The 21,290-nt window shown below is 42.3% G+C and carries 24 protein-coding genes; 8 read left to right on the top strand and 16 right to left on the bottom strand.

Annotated elements, in window-relative coordinates; translation table 11 throughout:
- From SGI74_02340 to SGI74_02320, 5 genes are all read left to right on the top strand, one after another.
- Positions 1 to 852: hypothetical protein (locus tag SGI74_02340; protein ID MDZ4676322.1), on the top strand; the 852-nt coding region annotated here is incomplete at its 5' end.
- Between the two features lie 98 nt (positions 853 to 950).
- Positions 951 to 1,880, top strand: coding sequence for a hypothetical protein (locus SGI74_02335; GenBank protein MDZ4676321.1), 930 nt, complete (start codon positions 951 to 953; stop codon positions 1,878 to 1,880).
- Positions 1,868 to 2,404 carry a hypothetical protein gene (locus SGI74_02330; protein ID MDZ4676320.1) on the top strand — a complete coding sequence of 179 codons (537 nt, stop codon included), beginning with the start codon at positions 1,868 to 1,870 and terminating at the stop codon, positions 2,402 to 2,404. Before SGI74_02335 ends, SGI74_02330 begins: the two co-directional genes overlap by 13 nt.
- 26 nt (positions 2,405 to 2,430) lie before the next feature.
- Positions 2,431 to 2,652 carry a hypothetical protein gene (locus tag SGI74_02325; protein ID MDZ4676319.1) on the top strand — a complete coding sequence of 74 codons (222 nt, stop codon included), beginning with the start codon at positions 2,431 to 2,433 and terminating at the stop codon, positions 2,650 to 2,652.
- Positions 2,642 to 4,132 carry a recombinase family protein gene (locus tag SGI74_02320; protein MDZ4676318.1) on the top strand — a complete coding sequence of 497 codons (1,491 nt, stop codon included), beginning with the start codon at positions 2,642 to 2,644 and terminating at the stop codon, positions 4,130 to 4,132. Before SGI74_02325 ends, SGI74_02320 begins: the two co-directional genes overlap by 11 nt.
- 71 nt (positions 4,133 to 4,203) lie before the next feature.
- On the opposite strand, the gene SGI74_02315 is transcribed toward SGI74_02320, so the two are convergent.
- The 16 genes from SGI74_02315 to SGI74_02240 form a co-directional block, all read right to left on the bottom strand.
- Positions 4,204 to 5,316 carry a site-specific integrase gene (locus SGI74_02315; GenBank protein MDZ4676317.1) on the bottom strand — a complete coding sequence of 371 codons (1,113 nt, stop codon included), beginning with the start codon at positions 5,314 to 5,316 and terminating at the stop codon, positions 4,204 to 4,206.
- Positions 5,317 to 5,697: 381 nt separating this feature from the next.
- Positions 5,698 to 6,447, bottom strand: a complete 750-nt coding sequence (locus SGI74_02310; protein MDZ4676316.1) for a hypothetical protein — start codon at positions 6,445 to 6,447, stop codon at positions 5,698 to 5,700.
- Between the two features lie 2 nt (positions 6,448 to 6,449).
- Positions 6,450 to 6,638, bottom strand: coding sequence for a hypothetical protein (locus SGI74_02305; protein ID MDZ4676315.1), 189 nt, complete (start codon positions 6,636 to 6,638; stop codon positions 6,450 to 6,452).
- Between the two features lie 66 nt (positions 6,639 to 6,704).
- A complete protein-coding gene (locus SGI74_02300) occupies positions 6,705 to 7,103 on the bottom strand; it encodes a hypothetical protein (protein MDZ4676314.1) in 399 nt (132 codons plus the stop codon).
- 151 nt (positions 7,104 to 7,254) lie between these two features.
- The gene (locus tag SGI74_02295) at positions 7,255 to 8,091 is read right to left on the bottom strand and encodes a hypothetical protein (GenBank protein ID MDZ4676313.1); all 837 of its coding nucleotides are present in this window, start codon (positions 8,089 to 8,091) and stop codon (positions 7,255 to 7,257) included.
- A gap of 3 nt (positions 8,092 to 8,094) precedes the next feature.
- Entirely contained in the window at positions 8,095 to 8,547 is a 453-nt protein-coding gene (locus SGI74_02290) for a hypothetical protein (protein MDZ4676312.1), read from the bottom strand.
- A complete protein-coding gene (locus tag SGI74_02285) occupies positions 8,523 to 9,848 on the bottom strand; it encodes a TraM recognition domain-containing protein (GenBank protein MDZ4676311.1) in 1,326 nt (441 codons plus the stop codon). The genes SGI74_02290 and SGI74_02285 overlap by 25 nt, the downstream gene beginning before the upstream one ends.
- On the bottom strand, positions 9,845 to 10,774 hold the full coding sequence (locus SGI74_02280) for a TrbI/VirB10 family protein (protein ID MDZ4676310.1): 930 nt from the start codon (positions 10,772 to 10,774) through the stop codon (positions 9,845 to 9,847). Before SGI74_02280 ends, SGI74_02285 begins: the two co-directional genes overlap by 4 nt.
- Positions 10,764 to 11,477, bottom strand: a complete 714-nt coding sequence (locus SGI74_02275; protein ID MDZ4676309.1) for a TrbG/VirB9 family P-type conjugative transfer protein — start codon at positions 11,475 to 11,477, stop codon at positions 10,764 to 10,766. The genes SGI74_02280 and SGI74_02275 overlap by 11 nt, the downstream gene beginning before the upstream one ends.
- Positions 11,474 to 12,043 carry a hypothetical protein gene (locus SGI74_02270; protein MDZ4676308.1) on the bottom strand — a complete coding sequence of 190 codons (570 nt, stop codon included), beginning with the start codon at positions 12,041 to 12,043 and terminating at the stop codon, positions 11,474 to 11,476. The genes SGI74_02275 and SGI74_02270 overlap by 4 nt, the downstream gene beginning before the upstream one ends.
- Positions 12,044 to 12,045: 2 nt before the next feature.
- A complete protein-coding gene (locus SGI74_02265; GenBank protein ID MDZ4676307.1) occupies positions 12,046 to 12,891 on the bottom strand; it encodes a hypothetical protein in 846 nt (281 codons plus the stop codon).
- Positions 12,891 to 13,592 carry a hypothetical protein gene (locus SGI74_02260; protein MDZ4676306.1) on the bottom strand — a complete coding sequence of 234 codons (702 nt, stop codon included), beginning with the start codon at positions 13,590 to 13,592 and terminating at the stop codon, positions 12,891 to 12,893. Before SGI74_02260 ends, SGI74_02265 begins: the two co-directional genes overlap by 1 nt.
- Complete coding sequence (locus SGI74_02255) at positions 13,589 to 15,832, bottom strand: DUF87 domain-containing protein (GenBank protein MDZ4676305.1); 2,244 nt, start codon at positions 15,830 to 15,832, stop codon at positions 13,589 to 13,591. The genes SGI74_02260 and SGI74_02255 overlap by 4 nt, the downstream gene beginning before the upstream one ends.
- 3 nt (positions 15,833 to 15,835) lie before the next feature.
- A complete protein-coding gene (locus SGI74_02250; GenBank protein MDZ4676304.1) occupies positions 15,836 to 16,108 on the bottom strand; it encodes a hypothetical protein in 273 nt (90 codons plus the stop codon).
- A complete protein-coding gene (locus tag SGI74_02245; GenBank protein MDZ4676303.1) occupies positions 16,108 to 16,389 on the bottom strand; it encodes a hypothetical protein in 282 nt (93 codons plus the stop codon). The genes SGI74_02250 and SGI74_02245 overlap by 1 nt, the downstream gene beginning before the upstream one ends.
- Positions 16,386 to 16,598, bottom strand: coding sequence for a hypothetical protein (locus SGI74_02240; GenBank protein ID MDZ4676302.1), 213 nt, complete (start codon positions 16,596 to 16,598; stop codon positions 16,386 to 16,388). The genes SGI74_02245 and SGI74_02240 overlap by 4 nt, the downstream gene beginning before the upstream one ends.
- 437 nt (positions 16,599 to 17,035) lie before the next feature.
- On the opposite strand from SGI74_02240, the gene SGI74_02235 reads away from it, so the two are divergent.
- From SGI74_02235 to SGI74_02225, 3 genes are read left to right on the top strand one after another with little or no spacing between them, the layout of a single operon-like run.
- The gene (locus SGI74_02235) at positions 17,036 to 17,779 is read left to right on the top strand and encodes a class I SAM-dependent methyltransferase (GenBank protein MDZ4676301.1); all 744 of its coding nucleotides are present in this window, start codon (positions 17,036 to 17,038) and stop codon (positions 17,777 to 17,779) included.
- Positions 17,776 to 19,620 (top strand): HAMP domain-containing sensor histidine kinase, encoded by a 1,845-nt coding sequence (locus tag SGI74_02230; protein ID MDZ4676300.1) that lies wholly within the window; start codon positions 17,776 to 17,778, stop codon positions 19,618 to 19,620. The genes SGI74_02235 and SGI74_02230 overlap by 4 nt, the downstream gene beginning before the upstream one ends.
- Positions 19,617 to 21,005 carry a sigma-54 dependent transcriptional regulator gene (locus tag SGI74_02225; GenBank protein MDZ4676299.1) on the top strand — a complete coding sequence of 463 codons (1,389 nt, stop codon included), beginning with the start codon at positions 19,617 to 19,619 and terminating at the stop codon, positions 21,003 to 21,005. Before SGI74_02230 ends, SGI74_02225 begins: the two co-directional genes overlap by 4 nt.
- Positions 21,006 to 21,290: the final 285 nt, after the last annotated feature.

Here is a 21,290-nt window from a genome sequence, read left to right as displayed (position 1 = left end):
TCTATTATTGATCAACAGAATTCAAAATTCCTAATGTCGATGGACCCTGCCCTTGCATTTAACAAATCAAAATACGGTGATCAATACGACGAATTTGCTAAAAATGCTGTTCGCAAGTCTGCTGATTCTGTTAAACGATTCGTTTTACCACGCGTAAGAGCAAAACTAGCTATTAAGGAAATCGTTTGTCTTATTACTTCGGATTCAGAAAAAATTGCTGAACTTGTAAGATTAAGTCCACGCTATCTTGCATGCTTAATTACAACTGATCTTATTGCCAGAAGCCGATTTGGACAAGTAAGTGATAATGCTAACGTACGAAAAAAATCTATTTTAGTTTTAGAAAAAATTTCGCAAAGCATAGCTGGTCAAATAAAACGCCAACCAAGACGATACGGCTACTGGAAAATTGACTATTACTATACTGAAATTTTCGAATGCATTAAAATAATAAGTACAATGAATGAAATTAGCCAACGCAAAGATTATATTCGTGCGGTTAATGTGACTTGGGGATTACCGGAAGGTTATCCAGAGTTGCTTCTTAATAAATTCAAATCCCCGGTTGAATTGACATTAGAAATATTAGTTGCGAAGGGAATGATTACGGATGCATCAAGCTATCGCAATGTTATCAAGCCCCACGTAAAGAAACTAAAGGAAAAATACCCGTTTATTCGAGCTTGTGATTATCTTGTTGAACATTTACTCGATACACCAACAAAAGAGCCAGATCAATTTTCAAAGTTTGATATTTGGAAACAACTTGAATCCTTTCAGTTTGACCTTACAAGCAAAGAAATTAGCATAGGGCATGCCATTTCATACCCAACTACTGTCATTGGGGTGTGAAGTTCGTTTAGTTTAACAATGCTTTACTAGGCTCCATGAATGTTACGGAGCTATGCCCTATCTGCAAATTAAATACATTATGTGATTGTCGTCAATCAATGGCATCTTTTTTTAAGATTCTAAAAAATGTAAACGACAGGGTATTAAGGGTGAAACCTTCGTCAATCAACAGCCATCCAAAGGTGCTCGGTGCTGGAATTGATAAGCTCAATGCATATTTTGTCGAACCGATTCCCATTGATCAAATTCGGATGCTGGCAAAACAATTCAGATATACGATCAAGCGTGTATTTCTTAAAGATCGCAAGCCATATTTAGCTGTCAGTTCGGATTCAAATCAAATTCATTTAAAACTTGGCTATGGCGAATCTGATATTACAGGACTGATTTCTAATCCAAATAAATTTATGACTTGGCAAAACTATTATACTTTTGTTAGTTCAGTTATACCAAACGATTCACTGATAAATGCAAAAGTATCAAGGCTTGATCTAAATCTTGATTTTGCATGTTCATTTTCTTCATTAACACAAATGTTAGATATTAAAAACAAAAGAAGTTCGCTTGCTTTTATAGACGAAAGCGGAAGCCGTACGGGCTTAATTATTGGCAAAGGTGATGAGAAAATTGAAATCTATGACAAAGCAAAAAAAGAAAATCTAGCAGATCAATTCACTCGCATTGAACTCCGGCTAGGAAAAACAAAACTTCCGTCACGATCAATAATGGACATTCCCAAAGTGGTTGCAGAGGGTTTGCATTTTGAAGCACTTGTTGGATTAAACGCACGGTTCACTGATTTACCTATTAACACAGAGCAATCTCAACGCTTTGCTGCATTCAAACACAATCTCGAACGTGACGGGTTTTATAGTGCAAAAAAAATAATGAATCAGTCACGTAATTTTGATCGTGATTTTTCAAAGCTACTTAAGATTGAAAATTGGACTATCCAGCCATCACAACTTTTTAAAAACAAAATAGAAACATTCATCAAACCACAGGAGGTTAAAACATGGATGCATTAGACAAACGATCAGAAACAAGCCCTATCAACGGAAAAAATGGAGGAGTAAAAACTGCCAAAGGAAAAGCAATTTCGTGTCAGAACTCGACTAAGCACGGTATATTTGAAAAGTACTCAACATCAATGGACGATATAACCTACGAACAGGCATACAATCTTTTTGCTGATGAGTTTGGTGACGACACACCTTCAAGATCAGCTTTAATCGGCCAATTGGCAATTCTGCATATTCGATTATGCCGCTGCATACGTTTTGAAAGTGAATTCCTTAAAGAAAAGCTGAATCCTCCCAAATTTGAACAGCGGCTAGTGAAAAAAGGAGTTAAAAGTGAGTTTGGATTTGACCAAACAATGTTTGAATCAACGCCAGATGTTTATGAAACAATCATGATTGATCAGGGTGAACCAATGACGTTAAATCCTGATGCCCTCTTAGCTTTAGAAAACGTTTACACTAAATATGAATCACAATTTTTAAGCCGTTTCTGCCATATTGTAGAATTTTTGACACGCAACACAAAATAGGTTCGTTTTTTGAAAGGACATAAGCTATGAATAAAACAGAAAAAGTAACATTAGGTGAGATTATGAAATTTGCAGATCAATGGTTAACTGTGAAAGCCGTTGCTAAAAAAATGTCAGCACATCCAGACACAATTCGTCGATGGGCATCCACTGGGCAAATTAAATGCATTCGTCATCCGATCAACAACTATAGACTTTTTTTAATAAATGATTTGGGAAGCGAGACATTAAATCTTAATGAAAAATAAAGCAGTTATTTATGTTAGAGTTTCATCGAAAGAACAAGATCGGGAAGGATTTTCAATTCCCGCTCAAAAAAAGTATTTGAATGAATATGCAATACAGCGCGGCTTTTCTGTTGTTAAAATATTTGAGGAATCCGAGTCGGCTAAATCTGCAGGACGAACTCAGTTCAAAGCAATGATAAAATTTCTAAATGAAAATACAGAAATTCAACACTTGCTTGTTGAGAAAACTGATCGACTGTATCGTAATCTAAAAGATTATAACCTATTAGACCCAACCGATTGGCCGCATCTTTCGATTCATTTAGCAAAAGAAAATGAAATTTTATCCAAAGAATCAAAATCACATCAAAAGTTAATTCATGGAATAAAAGTTCTGATGGCAAAAAACTATTCTGATAATTTGTCAGAAGAAGTACAGAAAGGCATGAATCAGAAAGCCTCGCAGGGATTGTGGCCTTCATGCGCTCCGTTGGGCTACGCGAATAATAGACAACACCATACGATTGAACCAGATACAAAACAAGCTGCAATCATAGCCAGAGCTTTCGATTTAGCCTCCAAAGGGGAATTTTCACTCTCAAAACTAAAACGACTTCTTTTCAATGAAGGCTTACGATCAAGCAGATCCAAATCCGAACTCAGTAAAAGCCAAATGCAAAGAGTGCTATCGAACCCAATTTACAGCGGAGATTTCATATGGAAAGGCATACTTTACAAAGGTAAGCATCAGCCCTTAGTTTCAAAAGAACTTTTTGATCGGGTGCAAATTCAAATGGGTTTTGTTAAACGTTCTAAACTTACTAAGTTCAATTTCGCTTTCACTAATACGATGACATGTGGTCACTGCGGCTGTTCAATCACGGCGCAAGAGAAAAGAAAAAAATCAGGTCTGAAATATGTTTATTATCACTGCGCTTCTGGCAAAGATAAATGCAATGACATAACTTACGTTCGACAAGAAAAAATTGATACCTGGATTAGTGAAGCACTGTCGCAAATTGAAATTCCTGAGCACATCATTGAATGGACAAAACAAGCACTACTCGATAGTCACAAGCAAGAACGTGAATATCATCAATCGCAGTTGCAAATACTTGAGGGGCGTTATCGAACTGTTCAAAATAAAATTAACAAAACCTATGAAGATAAATTAGAAGGCCAGATAGATACTGATTTTTGGTCTTTACAAAATGAACGCCTGAATAAAGAACTTATTCAAGTTGAGTCTCAAATAGCTTCGCTTCGCACAGCCAATGCAGCTTACGTTGATAAAGGTGTTCAGCTTATGGAACTTGCCAGACAAGCACCAACATTATTCAAGACAATGACTGTTGATGAAAAACGAGAATTAGTGAATTTGGTACTATCGAACCCACGAATAGAAAACGGAAGTCTGCGATATGACTTCAAAAAACCGTTTTCTATGTTTGCAAATGTAACTGATTTAGATAAATGGCGGGGTGTACGTAAATTTACTTAACCTCGCGTAATTATTCATTTTGCAACTTCAAAAAGAAGCATAAGAAGCCAAAAGAAGCATGTCACCGGAAATCATGACTCTGAGCCTTTTATAATGCTCAGAACCTTCGCTCCCGCGTTCTCAACAGGTAGTTTATACCCTAACTTTTCGGTAGCTCCTACCACCTCAACACCAGCCCTACGAAGGTAGCCGTTTGTGGTCTTAAGCTCGTTATGTCCAACAACGGACATAACCCTGGCAAGGGACTCTCCGCGTGCCAGTAAGTTAGTTATAAAAGTAGCCCTGAGATCGTGGAACTTAACAGGTGTAACTCCAACTGCCGCACAAAAATCTCGTGTGACCCTTGCTTGCTCTCCATCAGTCCACTCTCTTAAGTGGGGGAGAACAAATTCATCTTCACTGGCTCTTTGAAGTTTTAGTTCTTTTAAAAACTTCAGCAGATCCTCAGATACAGGTACGACACGATTGAGTCTCGACTTTGTTGGGCCAAACCCGCCTTTTGAGGTCCATTGTCTCGTTATAGAAATAAGTCGCGCATCAAAATCAATGTCCGTCCATCGAAGGGCGTACATTTCTCCTGAGCGTAACCCAGTGAGAAGCGCCATAACCCAGATTGGATAAAATCTGTGGTTTACAGCTTTTGCTTCTTTGAGAAAAATCTCAGCCTCTGCGTTTGTTAGAACCTTCTGATCAAGCTCTGGAATTTTAATCGTAATTCCTATGCAGGGATTGCGATCAAGAATTCCTTCCTCTATCGCCATTTGAAAAATCCTTTTCACCATTTTGAGAAGGTTTTTTTTGGCGTTAGGCGTTTTAAGCCCAGGGCTTTGCTCAAAGACAAGTTCATAGACTTGAGCTTTTGTAATGGCTCCAAGTTCTAAATTCTTCCACTGAGGATGAGCCCATTTTCCGACCGTCAACGTGTAGTTGATAATTGTTGAGGGTCTGCAATCGTACTTCATACGAGTCATGCAGACATCAAACCAGTCGGGCCACAAATGGGCTTTTTTCTCATCGCGCGAAACTGCGAGCTCGCGCTTAAGTTCAAATTCAATGGACTGCGCTTTTCTTAAGGTATCAATACCCCTGCGTTTCCGTTGGATTCGAACTCCACTAGCATCTATTCCGTTAACGTAGACCTCATAAAGCTTCTTACCATTCTCTTCATAGGTGCGAATCGCCATTGTTCTAGACTCCTTTCTCAAGGACTAGAGCTCGGCAATCGTCAGCCTTAAATCTCAATCTTCTCCCAAAGCGAAAAACTCGAATTTGATTTCTATGAACCATAATTCTAAGTGCATTGGCAGAGATCGAGAGAAGGTAAGCAGCCTCTTCCGTCGTTAGCCACTCTCGTTCTATTTCGTTGTGAAAGAGCTCTGTGCTTTGTGCACTGTTTGCAGGATCGTTATACCGAAAATCCCGACGCATGTCGACCTCCGTGTACGCCATAACGCTCAACAGGAGCGGTGGGCGGGGGAAGCCTTTAACGTCGGGTTATTCCACATAACGTAAAGACAGGTTATTATTGTAAGGGCGCTGACGGTTCTTCCGTACGCAGCGTTTTATTAAATCGATAGTCCTTTCGGGATGATCGCAAATTTATCTTCTAGTCCGAGACTTTCAATTGCATAGGCAATCTCGCGGTCAGCAGTAATTATAGCTGCAAACTTGGAGTTCACAAATAAGTTCACAATCATCGCGTCAAATGAACCAAAGCCAAAGCGGCCTACCAAAGATGCAACATCATCCCACTTCAATTCTGTCTGAAGCCAGTCGTCTTTATCTTCTTCTCTAACGGACAGAAATTGAATTCCGAGATCCTCTTCAGCTTCATCCCAAATTGGTTCAATGTAACCCTTGAGGAATTGTGTGCAAAAATATTCCCAGCCATCAATCCGACCAGGTGAATATTGTCGTATAACTTCGCGCCACCTTTTGATTTGGTCTTCATTGAACTTAAAGGCTTCGCCCGTTCTACGAGCCTCAGCCATTGAGGTGTTTATACTTTGCAATTTCAAGTAAAGCGGCCGGTCGAGTTTGCTCCCGCCTTCGACAAACATCGAAGCCAACCCTTCAGGGATCATGACCCTTCGATGCTGATCAAGAAATTCAGCGCGAATGTTTACATTAGCAAATAGCGGGATTTGTAGCTCCGCAAGATAATCAAAGAGTTGGACAGCGTCTGTATTGAACTTATCAGGATCATAAGTTGCGGCGAAAAGTATGCTGGTATCAACCAAACAGCCTTGTTTGATAGCTGGGTATTTGGAGGATAGCGTAGAAATATCGTTAAAGTGCCAGATGCGAGATGCCATGTTTAGACCTCAGCATCACGGTCTTGACTTGGCCTTGCCGACTTCTTGTTTTCCTCTTCATCTTTAGCGGGCTTCTCAAATATCTCCAGAAACTCTTTTGAAGGCTTGATGCTTTCACGTCGTTTCTTGGAAAGCTCCCTTAAACGAGTGCCGGCATTTTTTTGAGGTGTCTTATATTTCTTTGTATCCATATGACTCTCCAGTTCTTACTATTTATAGCACAGGTTTATTCAGATATAACCCGTTGAAATTACGACTTATTCATCCGCCGGCTGAACATCAAGTTCAAGCTTTTGGGCCTTTGCCAGTTTGCTTAATACCTGCTTTTCGAATGCCGTAATCATTGCGGCCTTAAACTCATCTCGGCTCATTGGCTTTTCCGGATTTCGGGCATTGTATTCGTCAAACATGACTTCCATTTTATCGTCGGCCGTATAAGAACGCTCTTGGACTTTGGGAATGTCCCGCACGACCAATTTCTCAACAGCGAATTCCAAGACCTCTGGAACCCTGATCTTTCTTTTTGACGTCTTATTTACATCTACTACAAATTTCTCAAGTATCTTCCAACCCTGTTCAGTAATCCCGACCTTCCATTGTTTTGCTTTTTCTGTTTTTATCTTTGTCTTTTCTTTTTTTTCTTTAACTTCACTCATTGAAATTCTCCTTCTTATTTTTCGCCCGTGCACTTCTGGCTTGCTACTCCGCTCACTGACCACCTTCTCTCGAAGTTTACGTAGAGAGGGGGTGGTCAGTGAGCATTAAAGGAGTGCCGCCTGAGTGCGCGGGCGAGCTTAAATAACTGTTTTAACTAATCATCTCTAAATTCTCTTTATCTTTTAAAGTGCGCTCTTTGGTGCGTTCAATAGTAGCGCACTCAGAAGCGCACTTTCCGGATTCAATTTTTTCGACGAGCTGAGCGAGTTTTCCATCACCTTGAACCGTGCTACAGAGTATAAGTAACACTTCAGACTTCGTTTGTTGGTTTCTCCGCTTGAGAATTTGGCGAGCGATGTCAATTTGCTTATGAACTGCGGCAAATACCGAGGAATCTTCAACGAGATAGACTGTAGGCCTATTTGGAGAAGCCAAAAGACTTAATAGTTTTCTTAAGTAACGGCTCGAACATTTCCTACTTAGCTCTACTTCAAATGCAATGTCAGGCTTTCCCCATCTGCGAAGTGTAATATCTGGGAACAAGCTGCAGGCACGTGGATCTACCTTATTTGAATTTTCGGATGATTTCAAATACATGAAATCCAGATCCACATCAGCTTCTGGAAAAGCCTTTTGCAGTCTGATTGCCCAATCACGAACTATATCCTCATGCCGACTCAAAGACCTAAACCATGGCTTTGATTGGCAGCTCAATTTACCTCTCTCAAGTTCCTGGTCTTCTACAATTCCGACAAGTTTCTCGAGATTTGGAATGTATACTTTTTTAAGACCGGCCTCTTCTCGACGGCTAACGAAGCGAAGGTATCCTGCCTTACAAAGCATCAGTAGTCTTCTTCTCGCATTAGGGATTGTCCCTTTGTAGATCCACTCTGCAAAGTGGTTGGCCGTTAGATATCCAAAATGGCAGCACATTTCTAAAAACTCGCGATCTGTTTGCTGAAGATAAATGCGTCCTGTTTTATTCATCATTTACTCCCAGTGTCCTTCTTCGACGATCACTTGTTCATAGTGAGCTTCAACTAAAACATTGCCCCGAATTTCATCTTCGACCCATCTGCGTTCAATCTTCGGTGGAACGTACTTGCGACTGCCTGAACTATTACCTGAGGCAACAGTAGTCCCGCGAGAAGAACTGCTTTTGCCAGCAACTTGCCCTTTTGCGAATGCTTCGCGCTCTTTATCCTCCATGGATTTATGAATAAGCGCGCCGCTCAATGCGCCTATTGTTGCACCAGCAGCCGCACCAATAATGACGTTTCTAGGTTTTGAAGATTCATCGCCTGGAATAAAACTTCCTGCGATTCCACCTGCCAAACCTCCAACGCCAGCCCCTGTTGCGGTAGACTTACCAATTGTTGAGCAACCGGAAATGGTCACACTGACCAATCCCAAGCAAACTAACCTTTTGAAAACCCTGGCCATCTCATCCTCCTTTTTGATTCGTTTTCTTCATACGCTTCAATGCGTTTTGAAATCCCTTGAAGTCTAACTTTTGAAACTGAAAACGGAATTTTTGTGAGTACAAGCGCTTCACCTCGAGCGAGCCTGCGGAACTCATTAGGCGAGAAAATAAATTCCTCAGTATCTCTGCTGGTTCCCATTCCTGTTTGGGACGCACCTAAAATGCCGTTGCCAGAAATCTGAACCGTTTTCTTTTCAGATTTTCGAGTACCAATGAGTCTGGAGAAAAAGTCACTCGTGTCAGGACTGTCGAGCCTAAAAATCATTTTAACATTCGTGTTATCAAGAATTTGATCTGCAAATGAATCTGAGACTTGGGTCAAGTCTCCTAAGCTTTGATGAGCTAAAGTCAGACGGACATTTGCACTTCGCGCCTTATTTAGTAATTCAATGAATCCGCTTGATGCGACTGAGGCAAACTCATCAACGTAGACGGATGCAATAGGCCTTTGATTGGTGTCAAGCGCCTGAAGTCGTTGCACGGCAGTTTTTAAATCCTGAAGAATAAGCCTTCCGAATCGTCTGGCGGACTCTTCAAAAGCTAGAGTATTGAGACTCACGTAAACAACTTTTTTAGCCTTAATCCAATCGAGAACAGAGTCAGATTCGTGGTTCATGAGGATTTTCCCCATGTCGCTTCTAGTCCAAAGTTCAAGGTCGGCCATTAGGCCTTCAAGATTTTTCTGGCTTGTGCCAATCATTGCTCGAAGTGTTTCATACTCTTCGGCAAGATCAGGCGAGGCCACTGTAATACTAGCTTCTAAAGACGAAGGGTCTCTTAAGAACTGACAGACATCTGAGATTGAAACTTGAAGCTTAGCTTCTCGGAAAAGCGAAAAGGTATTTAATAGTACCCGTTCAGATACTTTCTTATAAAACTCTTCAGTCCACAAAATTGATCCGACAATTTTATCTTTGAGCTCTGAAGGAGACCCAACTTTCATGGGGTTATAACCCGTAACCGGGTCGAGTGCTCCTAAGTCGATATGAATGAGATCCTGACTTCTTCCGGAAATGGAGCAGAGCTGAATCAAGGTTTGAATTGTCGAGCTGTCAGCTTTCGGATCAATAAAAAGAACTGACCTCCCTGTGAGAAGGTCATCAAAGATCATAGGGAAAATGCCTGATTCAGTTTTGCCAACACCTGTAGCGCCAAGTATTTGGGTGTGCATGGTGCGAGAGAGATCCGGCAAATAGGTAGCGCGTTCTACTTCGTTTAAGCCAAGATAGAGGCCTTCCGTGGCCTTCTTAAAGAACTTCATTGCAGAGCTCCCGAGAGATCTGTCTCACGTTCAATATAGATTTGAAATCGTGTACCACTTGGAACTGTTACGTATCCGTTGGCGTTTTGAGCTTCTTCGCTAAATCGCTTTCCTTGATCGAGCGTAGTTTGGGCGACACCGTTAAGAATTGCATTTCGCGTAGAGCCCTCTGGCTGCTGAATACCAAAAGCATTACCTTGAGTTGTTTGAAAGGCTGATGCGGCACCTGAGAGAAAGCTTGAGCCTAATGCTCCTGCAACCTTCCATCCTTTGTTCGAATGAAAATCTCCAACAACTCCTGGAGAGCCGTCTTGCATTATAGCCATTCCACCAGCTGAGATTTGATGACCGTTTGGAAGTACAATCTGATCAAATGTGACAGCGACCCTTTCAGAGTCTTGTCCTTGTCCAGCTCGGCCCAGAAATTTAGTGCCAGCAGGTAGTAAAGTTCGACCGCCGAATGAAAATCCAGATACGAGCTGAGCCACAACAGGGCTCTGAGATAATTCAGAGTTTAAGTCTCCATCAAGAACCGCTTCAGCGCGACTACCGGCGGGGATTACATATTCTCCATGGGCACGGTCTTTCCTAGATATGACCTGTCCCTGATCTGCACCTGATCCTGAGTAGTTTCTGTCAGCTATGGTATAAGATTTGTGCTGTTTACCAGTTGCCTCGAGAGCTTCACGATCTTTCCCACTTAAGACCATCACTCCATGTTTGCTCATTTCTTCAGGCGTCAGTGCCTGGTAGTTTTTAAAATCAGGTTGTGTGCTTGCCTCGCCAAAAACAGCCATGGAGATCATCAAAAGAAAAAATACTGATACTCCCGCAATTGATATTCGCCGCCATCTTGGGAGACGCTTTCCGGTTACGAGTTGCGGCTGAGTGAGAAAAATATCTTTAAGCCATTCCTTAAAACGCACGGAGCACCTCCTCCTTATTCTTAGGACTCGCTTTCTTGCTAAACACAAACTTCACGGGTTTTTCACCAGGTAGTCCAAACCAGATAGTTACTGTGTTTTTAAGACCAAAGCTTGGCGCTGAAAGACTTCCAGAGATGACGTTCGAGGGTTTAATGAGTGTGTGATCAATATAAAGGCTATTGATTGGTCTGACATTTCCAGAAACTACAAGACGGATATTTTCAGGACTTATTGAAACTGCTTTTTTCCTTTTATTTTCCAGAGTAAAATCTAGAAAACTTCCGTTCTCACGCTGTGAAATACGAATGAGAGTTAGCTTTAGTCCCTTGGCAATTCTCGAATCATTGAGCAAGGCAGCTTTTCTGGGATCTGAAAAGATTCGTCTCAGACGAACGACATAGTCAACCTTGGCTGCTACACCGTCTTTTATTGTTAGGTTAAAGCGATCATTTTCTGTGAAAATAAAGAGATTGGTTTTAGCAGAAGGACGTACTGGTTTAATTGTGAGGCTGTCGTTAATGAATTCAATTCTGAACGCACTTTGATCACCGATCACAACGTTCAGTGGCTTTTGTGTAAGCTGAATGACAGTGCTATATCCAATTGCGGTGTTTATAGTTCCAATATCGCCCGGCTTAAGTGGAAGCTCTTTAACAGGAGACGCATTTGCAAATGAAGTTAGTATTAATAGTAAGAAGATCATTTCTGAATCTCCTCTTTCCAAGATTCCACAAACAATCCCCATGGGTTTTCATTGGTTCGGTTCCTCTGTTGAAGCTTAATACTCAATACACTTTCAACAGCCGTGATACTTCCACTAAAGCTTGCATACCGTTTAAGCTGAATAACGGCCGTTTGGCTTCTGTCGTTCCAGACGAGTTCCCGAACAAGAAAGTCCTGAGGAATCACTGATTTTTTGTCTTTAATTTCCTTCTCACAGGAGACTTTAAGTCCTTCTGCAAAAAGAGGGCAAACCTTAAGCAACTTATCTGCAGTTGGGTTTGGTGGAAATTTGCGGCTCAATAAATCAAAAAGAAAAGATTTAACTTGCGGGGCTGAGATTTCATCTTGATCGGCAAAACTCAAAACTTCAGGTCCTGATTTTGTAAGTCCCACAACGAGAGGCTTCTTAGTGGCAACTACAGCCAATGTAATTGTCTCCACAACAAGTATTGCTCCAGCAATTAAAAGTGCGATTTTAAGAGTCATGTTTTGGCTAACCAGTGCAGCAAGTACGCTTGATCTTCGTGATCCTAATAATTCATCCATGATTATTTGCCTCCTTTTCCGAATGTTCGCCTCATGCGCTGACTTGCAGCACTTGTGGTTTGCATAACTTGTTTGGTAACGGCGATTGTTTTCCCGACAGGTCCTAAGGCGACCCCAAGCATTGGCCCCGCAGAAAGACTTGATGGATTTGAGAGGCCACCCTTAACGAATGAGTGGACAAGAAGTGGCGCGCCAATGAGTCCAATCACTAGAAGAAAATTAAAACAGATCGCATCAAAGTAGTTCGCAGCCGTTGGGTGAAGTACATTAAGGCCTAAGAGCATCACACCCATGATCTGCCAGAGGATATTCCAAGTCGAAATTTCCAGCAAAGAACTGAACAAGTGCTTTGTGATGTGTGAAGTCCCACGAAAGAGATTACAAAGTATCGCAAGGGGTGCGATGGTCATAAGTAGTGACCAAAAGAAGTGATAAATGGCAACCATGAGGTACTTGGCAAGGTATACGAGCGCATAGCTCAAGTAGTTAAGTAATGCGACTCCGATATCTGCGCTCAATAAAAATGGAGTAATGGAGGCTTGCTTTGCTGGATCTGTTTGCTGCTGAATCTGCTTAAAGAGCTGTTCAAGTGCTTGCTTTTCTCCTAAGTGGTCAGCCAATCCGTTTGCCACTTGTGCAATCATCGATGTGATTTCAGGAAAGAACATCAGAAGCCCAATTGTTATAGTCACTCGATGAATCATCTCAAATGCCGGGAAATTTGCAGGCTCACGCATGTAAGCAACGACACAAGAAAGGAGAAAGAGAGGACCAAGCATGAGCCATGCAATTGATTGCATTTGCTTATAAAGTTCTTTTGCAATTGGAAGAAGCTCTTGACCAGACATTAGAGACTTCCCAAGACCATGTCAGGTTTAGTGGCAGCCCTTGATGTCGTCATTCCTGAATAGCTCTGATCAAAACTCTCAATCTTGTTCTTTTCGCGTTGGTTTTCTATGGCAAGTTGAGTGGCTGTTACTCTTGCTACGGTCCCGCCATTTCTTTCAATTTGTGCAAGAGAGTGGATTATAACAGCTTGTGATTGAGCGGTCAGTTGCTGGGATCTGCCTGGTGAAGCACCTCTTGCTTGTCCTTGGATTTTAGTTCCAGCTGCATCAATTAGACTCGCATGAGCATAGGCATCGTTATCGACACCTAATGCGGTCCCTGATACTTTATCTGCAAACTCCATTGGTTGGCTGTTTCCAATCTTAGGGAGCCTTCCATATATAATTCGTAAGCGATTTAAAACTTCTACCGGGTCTTTGGCTTTGCCAATCTCATTTGTATCTCTGATTGTGTCTTGGATCGCATGAATCTCCGATAGAGCAGATTCAATGTCTCGATTTACCTTTTTAAGCAGATCAGAATCTCCCTTGGCAATTTCCATTGTCTGTTGAAGCACGGTTAGAGTTTGAATAGCATTACTTAGAATCTGCACAAGGACCGCAACATCTCCGCCCCACATGTCAGCCTTCGCAGTAGCTGGACTTAAGAGGGCCGTGAGATAAAATGCCAAGCTTAAGATAAATGGATAAATGCGCTTCATGGTCTCTCCTTTCCGTAGAGTTTTGCGATTTCCTTACAAGCCTGAAGCTCATTAAGTTCAAGTCTTGAACACATAAATTTTTTGATGAATTCCAAATCTTGCGGGTTAGTTGTAGCGAGCCAGTAGTCTTCTGCCGTTGGCTCAAGCCTGAGAAAGCGCCGTTTATCACCATTGATCATAAAGAATTCCGAGTAGCGGCCCTTGATGCTTTTTAGAGAGCCAACGATCTCTAGCTCTCGCTTATTTAAGCTAAGAAGTGCTTGAAGACGTTCCGGCCGCAATGATTGCTTGAGAATAATCTTAGTTGGAGTGTTATTAAGTACCGCAGACGTCAGTGTTTCTGTGGCGATGTCTTCAATACTTTGAGTAACAGCAATTGCACTTGCATTGTGCTTTCTGAAAGTTCTAAACGCTTCGCCGATAAAGCCCGCGTGGTTTTGAATCAAAGCCCACACTTCATCTAACAGAAGAATTTTCTTTCCTTCTTTGTATCTGACGACTTCCCACAATCGTTTTACGATTGCGAGCATCAGTACTCTTTGAAGTTCAACATGATCGTTAAGGCCCCTTAAATCAAAGCAAACCCAATTGCTATCAGCGTTGAGACTATTGGTGTTATCAAGGAGACGGCCGTAGGCCCGATCCTCGGTCCAACCATACAAAATAGTCGAAGCATTTTTTAAAAATGCTGATTCAGAATGAAGCCAAGCATTTCTCAGCAACGATAAAGTAAGTGGGCCTTCATCTTTGACAAGTAGCTCGCTCACTTCTTGAAGCAGAATATTTCTTTCGTATTTGGCAATCCCATGTTTTGGATCACCAATAATGGCCGAAATAATATCAACTGCAGCCTCAACACTTGATGGATCTCGAAGTGTTACTTGTCCCAACGGGTTAAAGCTATTTTTACCGTTCAGATCAAATGTAAAGTACTGGCCTCCTTGAAGCTCAGTAAGCCTCTTGTAACTTGCTCCAATATCAATGATGAAAGTCGAAATGTCCCCATGGTCTGAAAGCCGTTTTAAAATAACATTAGAGAGAAAAGACTTACCACTTCCTGAAGTTCCTGAGATCACGGCGTTATACGAGTTAAGGCTTGAATCCCAGAGATCAATGCCTACGGCTGAATTCATTCTGTCTCTGAAGTTAATGACAGGTTCTGGATGCCCACGATCAATGTCATAAACAGGGAGAAGCGATTGGACACATGATGAGGGCAGAAGAAATGTTCTGTTCTTTTCTGCCGACGTACCTGGTAAACACGATTGAAAGACCGGGTAAAGTGAGACGGCCTCACGATACGGCTGAAAACCAACACTTCTTAAAGAATCTGAAATCTCAAGTGAGGCCGTGTCTCCTGATTCTTCAGATCGTGTGGCAAAGAATGCTGAGACCTGGCACTCAAAGACTTTTTCTTGCCCCACAATCAACCCTTCGAGCAGTTCGTCTTCTGACTGAAGTTTTGCTTCTGATTCGAGATCCCTGAGGCGAGTCTTAGTGTTTGCAAGTGAGGCTGAGATTTTTCTCTGTCTCTTAAGCTTATCTATAATTTCTTCAGTCTTCCTTGGGATAATTTTTGTGCAAATGACGGAATTAAAATTAGGTAATATGACGTTTGCCATTTGTCCTGAAAGCATTTGGTCAGGAAGATCTAAAACACTGACTCCTCCCCAAAAAGTATGGTCGTAGTGAAAGGAGTTTTCTTTGATAACAAGGTCTGCCTGCCTTAACGAGATCAGGTGATGGTACTGCCATTCACTGAATGGTCTAAAAAGACCGCCCATTTCCCGAAAGATTTCAGAATCACTTAGTCGCTTTGATTTAAGGCCTGCGGCATCAAGGGCCATCCTTAGCCTTGCCGATCCCTCCTTGAGTTTGTTTTTAAGTTGAGACTTACTCGTACTGAGTGCTTCGAGCGCTAATCGTGTTTTGAACACATTCGGCTTATCTGTTCTTTGCGCCTCTGTCTGAACCCATGCCGTGAAAATCCTCCTGCTTTCACCTTTCTTGATCTCATTTCGACAATTGAACTGATATTGAAACTCTGAGCTTAAATCATTAACGAGTGCTAATAGCTTTGCAGCAACATCATCAAGCTGCGAAGTATCAGCACACTCAACATCAAGCGCATTAATTTCAAACCCAGCACAGAGTGCCCCGTCCCAGGTTTCAATTGTCTCATCTGAGATGTCAGAGTAAGGGACATGCTCAAAACATTTTTGCTTAGTCTCAGCTAACATTTTTTAGCCCTCCCTGATGTAGCCACATTTGATCTGTGGCTTAAGTTGTTGCCTGAGAACAAAAATAAAATGGCCGCGAGCTTTTCCACGCTTAAGGAGCTTCATTGCGCCAAAAGAGATGCCTGCAATGATTGCTGGCATGAGGCCTGACATAGAGAAGAACTTCGCCAGTATGTTTGAGCTGATAAGTAGGGTTGCTACTGCCAGCAATTCAATTGGCTCAAGTCCCGCAATAAGTGGCCGCTTGTTAAGGTGCCGAGGTACGGAGATGCTCATTAAACACCTCCAAAAGTACGTCGGATAAAATCAATAATGCTGTCTGCTCCAAAGCCAACCATTGTTCCAATCACAGCCATTGTGATGTGGTTTTTGGCATTATGGTGACCCATAGCTAGAGAAATAGCCGCAAGCACAATTCCAATTAGTGACAGTGCTGGCATAAACACCGTCGACATCTGAGTTCTTAGTGAGTACATCGCACTTTCAATACTTGCTCCCGCAAGCATTGGAATGAGATTAAATCCCAAGACAAAAATAACAGGTGCAACTCGTTTCATAACTCCTCCTTAAGTGGTTGATCTTCTAATTTTGAACGATGATCTTGTGACATGGGTTCAACGGGAATCATTCCCTTTGCCGTCACATGCATAAACTCTTGTCTGATGCAGAAATACGGTGTTCCGTTTCGGAATTTGATTTCGAGTTTGCCAAAGAATCGTTCCTTGGCAAGTCGCTCGAATAATTTAAATACTTGTGTGAAATCCATTTCTCCCCCTTTTTTAAAAACTAAAATCTTACTTGTGCCAATAAAACCCATCTCGATAGAGTTGAGCTCGCTGCCGAATCTTTGCGGCGTTAGCTGTGTCTTCAGATGCCGGATACATCCTGTAGTCTGATCCAATACTGAAGCCCTTAGCGAGCTTTGCGAGAAGCTGGGTAATGCTGACCTTGCGTTTGGTAATTGCCTTTGAAATCATTTTTGAACTTTCCTTTCGTTTGTTGATTTGCACTGGACCCAATCTCAAAGTTCGTGCCACCGCTGGAAAACTTACAAAGGGCGCTCAAATACGATTAATTTGGATTTCACAAAAAAATTAGGTCTGTATTTTTGCCTACAAGGCAAAAACTTTTGCCTCCACAAACTGTGTTTGCCTTGGTAGAAAGACCATGAAATGCACAACCATCAAGGCTTTGGGGGATATCGTGAATCAGACAAGAATGCCTGAACCAGATCAATTCGGATTCGTTAAGACCTTCAATAACACGGGTTATATGACTACCTATCTAGATGAGGTGTCACAAGCATGGGTAAGTTCATGCGCAAAGTCGGCGGGTTTAAATATTGATATTGGAGCAGCGTACGGTGTTGCAACTCTGCCAGCTCTTCAACTCAGCAATGCCACCATTATGGCAGTTGATTTAGATCCAGGCCATCTTGAGGTACTTACTTCACGAGCCAAGGAACTTGGAGTTGAAGATCGACTGATTACCATTGACGCTGATTTTCCAAATGGCCTTGAAAAAGTTGAAGATAACTCTGTTAGCAATATCTTGATTTGCAGAGTCCTACATTTTTTTGACGGCCAGAGATTACAAGAAAGCATTAATTGGTGCTCAAGAAAACTCGTCAAGGGCGGAAGAATCTTTCTTGTCAATGAAACGCCCTACCTTAAGAACTTTCAAAGCTTTATCCCAATCTATGAAGAGCGCAGAAAGCAAGGCCATGAATTTCCTGGCTTCATCGAGGATGTTAAGAAGGTGGCTCCCGAAAGAGCGCCATTTCTTCCTCCGCAGATGCACTTGCTCGATGCCGACGTGTTAACCCGCGTTTGCGAAAAAGCAGGACTCAAAGTTGAGCGTAGTGTGGTTATCCCAAGACCTAATTTCCCCGTAGATATTCAACTTGATGGGCGTGAATCGGTGGGAGTAATAGCGGCAAAGACATGATGAAGTATCTAGGCTTTATCGTATGTCTACTATCGGTACTGTTTCTTTTTCGGTTTGCAGCTGAAAACTATACTGGCCGTGGTTTTATTTACGACACTCCATCGGGTGGTTGGACCATCCAAGTCGGCAATGTGGAATTTAAAGATGCCAAATTACCTGCGGCACTTGACCGTCTCACAAATAGACAAACTGGAGCCACAGCCGTTCTATCTCGAAATATAATTATCCCTAAACAGTGCGGTTCAACTCCGTGCTATTTGTTTTTGGGAGAAATAGGTGATCTTGCGAAAGTATTCATCAATGACCGTCTCATTAAATCGCAAGGATATTCTCAAGGTTTAAAGTCCGTAGCAAAGCACTTTCCGATGTGGGTCGACCTCGTTGGCAAGGCTGGGGATACTCTCCGAGTTCGCGTTGAAGCCGAGAGCCTCTATGGAAGCGGGTTTGGTTTAACAAAAGGACCAGTCTTCATCGGCGACTATGCGGCAATGCGGTCTCACGAACGAATTCTTTCAATGGAGTCTGTAACCTTTCCGCTCATGCAAGCGCTGGTACTCGCAATCCTTGGGTTACTTGCCTTTGTCTGTTGGCGGCTTGCTAACATGGACCGTTCAGTTTTTAGCTTTGTGGTTTTTTGCATGGCTGAAGCTGCCTTCATGGTGAGCTTCTCATTTGTTCCTCGTGAATATTTGCCAGTTACTAATGCCAGTGCGATTCATTTTATTTTACGAGTCCTTGGTGACTGGGGACTCTTCGAAACAATTTGCTCACTTCTATTTTTTCCGCGCGCCGTGCGCTACCCGTTTCGTATAGCATTTGTAGCTTGCATCGCATGGTTCGCTGCACTCTATTTTAAAGGTGCATCTTACCCTGAGTTTGTCAGAGCCTGTCAGTTGTCTTTCCCAGTTATTGTAGGCACACCCATTGCGGGATTAGTTTACGCCATTTATTCTTGGTCATTTAGCAAAAGGCTTCCGGTAAAGCCTCCCAAAGATCTTGTGATCCTAATTCCCACGTTTGCAGTACTCACTTTGTTGCAGATGTGGGATACGGCAGTGTTCTGGGGATTTGTTGGCGGCAGCTATCTTGTAAAGTTTTATCTGGCTCCACTAGCATTCGTTTTTGCAGTTGTTTATGTGCTTCGTTATTTCAGAAATTTTGAAATACTAAGTCGAGCGAATGCCGATGCGCAAAAGCGAGCACTGCTCGGAAGTATTGCGATGGAGTTTTCTCACGACCTTAAAAGCCCTCTCAGTGCACTTCGAGATTGTGCTGTCTTAGCTCTTGAGAAAAATAATCCAGATTACAGCAAAAGAGTTCTGTCAGACATTTCTCGTCGCACCGAAGAAGTCACTGGTCGAATTCAGGAGTTTCTTAATTACTCAAGAGATGAAATTCAGGAAAAGAAAACTGTCATGCTGACTGAGCTGGCAAACCAATTGTCTCAAGATCTCTCACCACGGATTAGATCGAAGAATTTGAAACTGGATTTTCGTTTCCCGAGCGAGAGTGTGTTCGTTGATCCGATTAGCCTTAGACGAGCCATCACTAATTTAGTTGAAAATGCAATCGATGCGTCTCCACAAAATGGGATGATCCTTGTAGAAGCAAAACTATTAAAAAAGAGACTTCTAGTTTTTGTAAAAGATTTCGGAAGCGGAATTCACGAAAGTGAGCTGCCAAAAATATTTGAGCCCTATTACACCACAAAACCAAAAAGCGAAGGAATTGGACTTGGGCTCGCAATAGTAGACCGCATCAGTCGTCAGCATGGCGGCCATGTCCAGGTAATGTCCAAACCAAATATGGGTTCAACTTTTGTCATGGAGGTTCCTCAATGAGAATTCTTGTCGTCGAAGATGATAAGCTGATTCAGGACTCCATGCGAATGATCTTCGATGAGCATTCAGTTGTAACCGTAGAGTCGGCAGAAGAAGCTTTGACCCTTCTTGAATCCGTACCCTACAATATACTGTTTTTAGATATTCGCCTTAAGGGTGCAATGTTGGGTACTGAGCTACTCAAAAAGGTAAGAGAGATTGATCCACTTTTACCTGTGATTATGATGTCAGGTCTTGAAGATCGAAAAAAGATTGTCGATTGCCTTGAATCTGGAGCCGTAGATTATATCGTCAAAGGCTCGGTCAATACTTCCGCTTACGCATTTGTAATTCACAAGGCATCGGTTTGGCGCAAGCAACAAGCAGAGAAGCTTTCTCATAAAGTTGTAACCGTTAAGGAGCTTGAAGACTCGTTTAATGCAATAGTTGGAAGGTCTTCCACCACAAAGGAATTAAAAGAAAAGATCGCTATCGTTGGCAAATCAAATGGACCATTTTTAATCCAAGGCGAAACAGGAACCGGGAAAGAACTTGTGGCTCGCGCAATATGGGCCGCTAAAGGATGCGCAAATAGACCTTTTATCACTGTGAACTGTGCAGAGTTTCAGGGCTCAATGATCGAAGGCGAACTTTTTGGATATGAAAAAGGCGCGTTCACCGGTGCTGCCACACAGAGGATTGGCCTATTTGAAGCAGCTCATGGCGGCGATATTTTCTTAGATGAAATCGGTGAACTACCATTCGAGTTTCAAGCGAAGCTTTTGAGGGTCCTTCAAGAAAAGAAAGTCAGAAGAATAGGTTCAAATCACGAGAAGGCTTTTGACTTTAGAGTGATCGCGGCTACCAATAGAAATCTTCAGTCAGAAGTGGCCGTTGGAAAGTTTAGGGAAGACCTGCTGTTTAGGCTTGATGTACACGGCTTGCGACTGGCCGCTCTTCAAGATAGACCAGAGGATATTTCCGATTTGCTTGAGTATTATTTCGCAGTTCAGCGCCGAAGCAACGTCGGCATCCCAGAAACCGTCCGCGCTGAACTTGCGAGTTATGGGTGGCCCGGTAACGTAAGGCAGTTGGTTGGCTTTGTTAGTTTTGTAATGCCGTTTTTAGATCCGGTGAATCCACAAATAACTCCAAATTTGTTGAACTCCTGGCTTGAGAAGTCTGCTCCAAGTCTATCAAAGGCTGATACTGCATCAGCAAAAGAACAGCTGTTGATTTCGCTCAAGTCCGGCGGGTTCAATATCGATTCTCACGCTGAAACAATAAAACGCGACTTCATCCGCGCCGCTCTCGACCTTGGGAAGTTCAATCGAAATGAAGCAGCCCGAATGTTGGGCGTATCTCGCCAGCGTCTTGCGCATTGGATTGAAATACTGGGTGTCTGAATCAACAGCATTGTGGTGCTGAATAGCAAACAACACTATTATTTTTAATCAGATTTGATCCCAAGGGTTGTAAGATGCGCTCTGAACCAGCAGCGAGGGGAAACATTTCGAAATTTGTTTAGCGTAAATCTTTTTTTACAACGTCCCAACCTTAATCCACACGTGCACGGACATTGTCTCTTATTAGCAATTCGCTTCTTCATTCCCAATAGTTTGAGCGCCGGGGCTATTTGTTTTGGATCATTCAATCCAAACAATGCCATGTAATCAGCTATGATTCCAGCA

The sequence above is a fragment of the Oligoflexia bacterium genome, assembly GCA_034439615.1.
Taxonomy (GTDB): domain Bacteria; phylum Bdellovibrionota; class Bdellovibrionia; order JABDDW01; family JABDDW01; genus JAWXAT01.
This window is presented reverse-complemented; position numbering and strand designations above follow the sequence as displayed.